General features: G+C 60.3%; 7 protein-coding genes. 4 read left to right on the top strand and 3 right to left on the bottom strand.

Translation table 11 applies throughout. From position 1 onward, the window contains the following. Positions 1-853 precede the first annotated feature (853 nt). Both D8V06_RS13160 and D8V06_RS13155 read right to left on the bottom strand, forming a co-directional pair. Positions 854-1198: a cupin domain-containing protein gene (locus tag D8V06_RS13160; RefSeq protein ID WP_056854914.1), complete on the bottom strand. Its 345-nt coding sequence runs from the start codon at positions 1196-1198 to the stop codon at positions 854-856. A 113-nt stretch (positions 1199-1311) separates the two neighbouring features. After that, positions 1312-2196: a LysR substrate-binding domain-containing protein gene (locus tag D8V06_RS13155; RefSeq protein WP_130931090.1), complete on the bottom strand. Its 885-nt coding sequence runs from the start codon at positions 2194-2196 to the stop codon at positions 1312-1314. 222 nt (positions 2197-2418) lie between these two features. Between D8V06_RS13155 and D8V06_RS13150 the strand changes: the two genes are divergently transcribed. Next, positions 2419-3183, top strand: a complete 765-nt coding sequence (locus D8V06_RS13150) for a sulfite exporter TauE/SafE family protein (RefSeq protein WP_130931089.1) — start codon at positions 2419-2421, stop codon at positions 3181-3183. On the opposite strand, the gene D8V06_RS13145 is transcribed toward D8V06_RS13150, so the two are convergent. Continuing rightward, the gene (locus D8V06_RS13145) at positions 3173-3487 is read right to left on the bottom strand and encodes a putative quinol monooxygenase (RefSeq protein ID WP_130906211.1); all 315 of its coding nucleotides are present in this window, start codon (positions 3485-3487) and stop codon (positions 3173-3175) included. The genes D8V06_RS13150 and D8V06_RS13145 overlap by 11 nt on opposite strands. A gap of 160 nt (positions 3488-3647) precedes the next feature. Here D8V06_RS13145 and D8V06_RS13140 point away from each other — a divergent pair, with 160 nt between their 5' ends. From D8V06_RS13140 to D8V06_RS13130, 3 genes are all read left to right on the top strand, one after another. Continuing rightward, positions 3648-4238: an NAD(P)H-dependent oxidoreductase gene (locus D8V06_RS13140; RefSeq protein WP_056854918.1), complete on the top strand. Its 591-nt coding sequence runs from the start codon at positions 3648-3650 to the stop codon at positions 4236-4238. Positions 4239-4296: 58 nt separating this feature from the next. Next, positions 4297-5208 carry a LysR family transcriptional regulator gene (locus tag D8V06_RS13135; RefSeq protein WP_056854919.1) on the top strand — a complete coding sequence of 304 codons (912 nt, stop codon included), beginning with the start codon at positions 4297-4299 and terminating at the stop codon, positions 5206-5208. Between the two features lie 199 nt (positions 5209-5407). Further along, entirely contained in the window at positions 5408-6853 is a 1446-nt protein-coding gene (locus tag D8V06_RS13130) for a SulP family inorganic anion transporter (RefSeq protein ID WP_056854920.1), read from the top strand. Positions 6854-7397 lie beyond the last annotated feature (544 nt).

Below are 7397 nucleotides of genomic sequence, written 5' to 3'. Positions count from 1 at the left end.
TTTCACGACTGCTTCGCAGCCGAACGGGAGCAAGCTCCCTCGCCACAGGTTTGGTGATGCCCTGCAGGTATTTTTGACCGGGAGATCACGTCGGGTGATCTCCCGGTTTTTTCCATCAGGCGAACACGAAATACTTGGCAGTACTCCCATTTCACTTATTTACGCAGACTTTTGTGGCGAGGGAGCTTGCTCCCGCTGGTTCGCGCAGCGGACCCGGAATGAGGCAAATGCGCAGTTTCAGCTAAAACGTGCTTGCTGATTTCACGACTGCTTCGCAGCCGAACGGGAGCAAGCTCCCTCGCCACAGGTTTGGTGATGCCCTGCAGGTATTTTTGACCGGGAGATCACGTCGGGTGATCTCCCGGTTTTTTCCATCAGGCGAACACGAAATACTTGGCAGTACTCCCATTTCACTTATTTACGCGGACTTTTGTGGCGAGGGAGCTTGCTCCCGCTGGTTCGCGCAGCGGACCCAAAATGAGGCAAATGCGCAGTTTCAGCTAAAACGTGCTTGCTGATTTCACGACTGCTTCGCAGCCGAACGGGAGCAAGCTCCCTCGCCACAGGTTTGGTGATGCCCTGCAGGTATTTTTGACCGGGAGATCACGTCGGGTGATCTCCCGGTTTTTTCCATCAGGCGAACACGAAATACTTGGCAGTACTCCCATTTCACGTATTTACGCGGTCTTTTGTGGCGAGGGAGCTTGCTCCCGCTGGTTCGCGCAGCGGACCCGGAATGAGGCAAATGCGCAGTTTCAGCTAAAACGTGCTTGCTGATTTCACGACTGCTTCGCAGCCGAACGGGAGCAAGCTCCCTCGCCACAGGTTTGGTATTGCCCTCAGGTTTTTTCCATCAGGCGAACACGAAATACTTGCGCACGGTTTCCACCACTTCCCACGTACCTTTCATGCCTGGCTCGACGATGAAAATGTCACCGGCGCGCAGGTGGATCGGCGCCATGCCTTCCGGGGTGATGATGCAGTAGCCTTCCTGGAAGTGGCAGTACTCCCATTTCACGTAGTCCACATACCACTTGCCCGGCGTGCAGATCCAGGTGCCCATGATCTTGCTGCCGTCTTCGCTGGTGTAGGCGTTCAGGTTGACGGTGTGCGGGTCGCCTTCGAGTTTTTCCCATTTGCAGGCGTCGAGCACGGGCAGCGGGTGAGTGTCGCGAAGAACGGTAATCGGTGCGGTCATGATGACTCCGGCAGTGGGTACTGGAACTGAAGTCGCACCCTATAGCGCCCGTCCCTTGCTCAGTTGTCTGTGCTCGACACTGAGCTGTCCAGAAACGCACAGCGTTCGACGACTCAGGAGAGCGTCAATGCATGCAGCAGGGCCTTGGCGTAGCCGGGTAATACGGCGAAGTCCCGGGCACAAAGCAACAGCTTGCGTTGGCCCCAGGGTTCTTGCAGGGCGAGGCGCTTGAAGGTCGGTCCGATGGGGGCGCGTTCGATTGCGGCCAGCGGTACGATCGCCAGTCCCGCCCCGCGGGCAACCATGCGCATCACGCCATCGAAGCCATCGGCGCGGATGCGGATCTGCATGCGTGAACCTGCGTGCAGCGCCTGTTCCTCCAGGTACACCGCCAGTGCGCTATTGGCGTTCAGCCCGACGTAGTGGTGATGCAGCGTGTCGGCAAAGCTCACCGAGCTCGCCTGTGCCAAGGGATGTTCGTGGGGCATGATCAGCACCAACGGGTCGTCGCGAAACGCGCAGGTCTGCAGGTCAGTGGTATCCACTGCATCGGAGACAACGCCGAGGTCTGCCGCTCCCTGACGCAGTGCGTGGGTGATGCGTGCGCTGGGCAGTTCTTGCAGGTCGATATCGAGATTGGGGTGTTCGCGCAGGAAGTCGGCGAGCAACTCCGGCAAGTACTCGGTGATTGCCGTGGTGTTGCACAGTAATCGGACCTGGCCTTTGACGCCGTTGGCGTATTCGGCCAGGTCCTGTTGCATGCGCTGTGCCTGTTGCAGCAAAACCCTGGCATGCCGCGCCAGGGCTTTTCCGGCAGGTGTTGGCGTGACACCACGACGACCGCGTTGCAAAAAATCGGTGCCCAATGACGACTCCATGGCGCGGATTCGCGCGCTGGCCGCTGCCAGGGACAAATGGCTGCGCGTGGCGCCGGCGGTGATGTTGCCGGTGTCGAGGATGTTCAGGTAGAGGCGCAGGTCGGTGAGGTCGAAGTGCATGGGTAGCCGCCGGTTATGCGTTGTCTGGACTGGCCTCATCGCGGGCAAGCCCGCTCCCACAGGTGACCGGGGTGTTCCGGGCGAACGCGATCAGATGTGGGATCGAACTTGCCCGCGAAGGCGTCAGTCGGCGCGATCAATTTTTCAGGCTCTTGCCAGGCAAGAGGCAGCCTTAGTATATGGCAGATTTTCAACTGGCCAATCCGGGCTCAGGATAGCCCCATGAATACGCTCGTCACGTTCTACCAAAACCTCGGTCTGGCCCTTTCATTGCTGGTCATCGCCACCTTCCTGCTGGCCGGCATGATCAAGGGGGTGATCGGCCTCGGCCTGCCGACCGTTGTCATGGGCTTGCTCGGTCTGGCTATGGCTCCGTCGCAAGCTGCGGCTCTGCTGATTATTCCAGCCACCTTGACCAACCTCTGGCAACTGGCGTTCGGAGGGCATCTGCCGGGGTTGGTCAAGCGGTTATGGCCGATGTTGTTGGCGATTTTCCTTGGCACCGGCATGGGCACGCTGTGGATCGGCATGGCCGGAGGGCACTGGGTGGTGCGGGGGCTGGGAGCGGCGTTGATGCTGTATGCCTTGAGTGGTCTGTTTCTGCCAACCCTGTGTGTGGGGAGTCGCAACGAACGTTGGCTGGGGCCGCTCTGCGGTCTGGTCACCGGCGTCATTACCTCGGCTACCGGCGTCTTCGTGATCCCGGCAGTGCCGTATATGCAGGCACTGGGGTTGAGCAAGGATGAACTGGTGCAGGCACTGGGCCTGTCGTTCACTGTCTCGACCCTCGCCCTGGCCGGCGGGTTACTGTGGCGCGGGGCTTTGGGCGGGGGCGAGTTGAGTGCGTCGCTGCTGGTGCTGATTCCTGCGGTGCTCGGCATGATGCTCGGGCAATGGCTGCGTCAGCGGATCAGCGCCGTGCTGTTCAAGCGTGTGTTCTTCATTGGCCTCGGATTGCTCGGCGGCCATTTGTTGATCAGCGGCTAGCGGACGACGGGCTGATCATCTCGATGGCGCGGATCTCGAAGTCACGCTCCAGGTACTCATCGCGCTGCTCAAGAAACTGCTTCATGTGCGGCAGGTTCGAGTGCACGTCAAGATGGGCCTGTGATTGCCAGATCTCATAGAAGATGAACAGCGTCGGGTCCTGCTTGTCGCGCAGCATGTGGTACTCGATGCAGCCGGGCTCGGCACGACTCGCTTCTACGTGGTCGCTGAAAAACGCTTCGAAGGCCGCGGATTTTTCCGGGCGGGTCTTGGCATGCAGGATGAAGCCTTGGATTTCACTCATTAGGAGGTCCTCTGGTCAGAATCGGCGCCAGTCTAAGGCAACAATCTCTTGTTGATTCGTGCGTGTGGGTCAAATGAATTTTGTGCAATGAGCGCTTATTCCGCGCGAGGCAGATCGTTAATCTGCCGCCATCCGATTCCTGACCTTCCCGAGACCTCCCATGAAAAAAGTTCTGTTGCTCAATGGCGGCAAAAAATTTGCCCACTCCGATGGCCGTTACAACACCACCCTGCATGAAGCTGCGTTAAGCGTGCTGGACCGTGGTGGCGTGGACGTGAAAACCACGTTCATCGACGAGGGCTACGACGTGGCTGAAGAAGTCGCCAAGTTCCTCTGGGCCGACGTGATCATCTACCAGATGCCAGGCTGGTGGATGGGCGCACCGTGGACCGTGAAAAAGTACATCGATGAAGTCTTTACCGAAGGTCATGGCAGCCTGTACGCCAGCGACGGCCGCACCCGTTCCGATGCCTCGCAAAAGTACGGCAGCGGCGGTTTGATCCACGGTAAGCAATACATGTTGTCGTTGACCTGGAACGCACCGCAGCAAGCCTTCGACGACCCGACCGACTTCTTCGAAGGCAAAGGTGTGGACGCGGTGTACTTCCCGTTCCACAAGGCCAACGAATTCCTCGGCATGAGCGGTTTGCCGACCTTCCTTAGCGTGGACGTGATGAAACGCCCGAACATCGAAGGTGACGTGGCGCGTTATGAACAGCATTTGACCGAGGTGTTCGGCCTCAAGGCCTGAGGTTCCTTTTGCCCCGCATCCAGCTACTATCAAGCCAGTTTTTGAATGAGGGGCAAACGTGAAAGCCAGGTCCGATGAGTTGCAGATTTTCGTCTGCGTGATTGAGTGCGGATCGATTTCAGCGGCGGCCGAGCAGGTCGGGCAAACCCCGTCGGCGGTCAGCCGCACGCTGTCGCGGCTAGAGGCCAAGCTCGATACCACGCTGATCAACCGCACCACCCGGCGCATGGACCTGACCGAGGAGGGCAAGTATTTCTTCGAACACGCCAAGCTGATTCTCGATCAGATGGACGAGCTCGAAGAGCGCTTGTCCTCGCGCCAGCAAACGCCGTCCGGGCGTTTGCGCATCAACGCGGCCTCGCCGTTCATGCTGCACGCCATCGTGCCTTACATCGATGAATTCCGGCGGCTCTACCCTGACATCCAGCTTGAGCTCAACAGCAACGATCTGATCATCGATTTGCTGGAGCAAAGTACCGACATCGCCATCCGCATCGGCACGCTGGCGGACTCGACCCTGCACGCGCGCTCACTCGGTTGCAGCCCGTTGCACATCGTCGCCAGCCCGGCGTACCTGGAAAAACACGGCACGCCGACCGCGGTGGCAGATCTGTCCGCCCATACCTTGCTGGGCTTCACCCAGAACGAAGGCCTCAACCAGTGGCCGTTGCGTTATGTGCATGGCGATCGCTGGCCGATCGAGGCGGCGCTCAGCGCCTCCAGCGGTGAAACCATCCGCCATCTGGCGCTGGAAGGGCAGGGCATCGCCAGCCTGTCGCACTACATGACCATCGAAGACATTCGTGCCGGCCGCTTGAAAGTGTTGCTGGCAGAGTTCAACAGCGGCTATCGCCAACCGATCAATGCCGTGTACTACCGCAACTCGCAACTGGCCTTGCGAATTCAGTGCTTTCTGGATTTTATTCAGGGCAAGCTGGCGCTTTATGCCTCAACGAACTTCAACGACTGAGATAGGCCTGGCATCTCTTTTCTGGTTTGGACTGCGTCATCGTTCATCGCGGGCAAGCCACGCTCCCACAGGTATTGTGTGGTCACGCAACCGGTGAGCGACGCAGAATCTGTGGGAGCGGGCTTGCCCGCGATGGCATTTGTGAATGTGCATCCGTAACATCCGCACACTCTTTTTGCTGCCCTGTATGCGGTCCCCCATGAAACCAAGAATTCTGCGCGCCGATGCCCTGGCCGGGCTCACCACCTCTTTCGCCCTGCTGCCCGAATGCATCGCTTTCGCCCTGGTCGCCCATCTCAATCCGTTGATGGGGCTTTATGGTGCTTTCATCATCTGCACCCTGACCGCGCTGTTCGGCGGCCGGCCGGGCATGGTGTCCGGCGCTGCCGGGTCGATGGCGGTGGTGATCGTCGCGCTGGTGGTGCAACACGGTGTGCAGTACCTGCTGGCCACGGTCTTGCTCGGTGGTTTGATCATGATGGCGTTCGGTTTGCTAAGGCTGGGCAAACTGGTGCGCATGGTGCCGCACCCGGTGATGCTCGGCTTCGTCAACGGCTTGGCGATCATCATTGCGCTGGCGCAGCTGGAGCATTTCAAGAATGGCGAAAGCTGGCTCAGTGGTACGCCGCTGTACATGATGGTCGGCCTGGTCGTCGTGACCATGGCCATCGTGTATGGGCTGCCACGCCTGACCCGCGCCGTGCCGCCGGCACTGGTGGCAATTCTGGGGGTGGGCCTGGCGGTGTATCTGCTCGGCTTGCCGACCCGCACCCTCGGCGACATGGCGCACATCGCCGGCGGTCTGCCGACGCTGGCATTGCCGGATATTCCATGGAACCTGGAAACCCTGCGCGTCATCGCGCCGTACGCGATCCTGATGGCGCTGGTGGGCCTGCTGGAAACCCTGCTGACCCTCAACCTCACCGATGAAATCACCGAGAGCCGTGGCTACCCGGACCGCGAATGTGTGGCGCTGGGGGCAGCCAACATGGTCTCCGGCGTATTCGGGGGAATGGGCGGCTGCGCGATGATCGGCCAGACAGTGATCAACCTCAGCTCCGGTGGGCGCGGGCGCTTGTCCGGGGTGGTGGCCGGGGTGTCGATCCTGTTGTTCATCCTGTTCCTGTCGCCGCTGATCGAGCGCATTCCGTTGGCGGCATTGGTCGGGGTGATGTTCGTGGTGTCGCAACAGACCTTCGCCTGGGCCTCGCTGCGGGTGATGAACAAGGTCCCGCTGAACGATGCGCTGGTGATCATCGCCGTGACGGTGATTACCGTGTTCACCGATTTGGCCACCGCCGTGCTGTGCGGCATCATTATCGCGGCGCTGAATTTTGCCTGGCAACAGGCCCGGCAGCTGTACGCCGACAGTCATCTGGAGAGCGACGGCAGCAAGCTTTACCGGGTCCACGGTACGTTGTTCTTCGCCTCGACCACGCCATTTCTCAACCAATTCGATCCGGCCAACGACCCGGCGCAAGTGACGCTCGATTGTCGTCATTTGAGCTTCGTCGACTACTCCGCCATCGCCGCGCTCGACACTCTGCGCGAGCGCTACAACAAGGCCGGCAAGCATCTGCGAGTGCTGCATTTGTCCGAGCGTTGCAAAAAATTGCTCCGACGCGCCCGGGTTCATCACGACTGAGACTCGCCTGTGATCGTTCCCATGCTCCGCGTGGGAACGCTTCTTCGGACGCTCCGCGTTCGGCTTCGCAGTGGACGCAGAGCGTCCCGGGCTGCATTCCCACGCAGAGCGTGGGGAACGATCGACGCGCCCGGGTTCATCACGACTGAGACCCGCCTGTGATCGTTCCCATGCTCCGCGTGGGAATGCCTTTTCGGACGCTCCGCGTTCGGCTTCGCAGTGGACGCAGAGCGCCCCGGGCTGCATTCCCACGCAGAGCGTGGGAACGATCAACGCGCCCGGGTTTATCACGACTGAGACCCGCCTGTGATCGTTCCCATGCTCCGCGTGGGAACGCTTCTTCGGACGCTCCGCGTTCGGCTTCGCAGTGGACGCAGAGCGTCCCGGGCTGCATTCCCACGCAGAGCGTGGGGAACGATCGACGCGCCCGGGTTCATCACGACTGAGACCCGCCTGTGATCGTTCCCATGCTCCGCGTGGGAATGCCTTTTCGGACGCTCCGCGTTCGGCTTCGCAGTGGACGCAGAGCGTCCCGGGCTGCATT

The sequence above is a fragment of the Pseudomonas sp. Sample_24 genome (assembly GCF_004307605.1).
GTDB lineage: Bacteria > Pseudomonadota > Gammaproteobacteria > Pseudomonadales > Pseudomonadaceae > Aquipseudomonas.
Note: the sequence above shows the minus strand (reverse complement) of the source record. Positions and strands in the feature narration are given on the sequence as shown.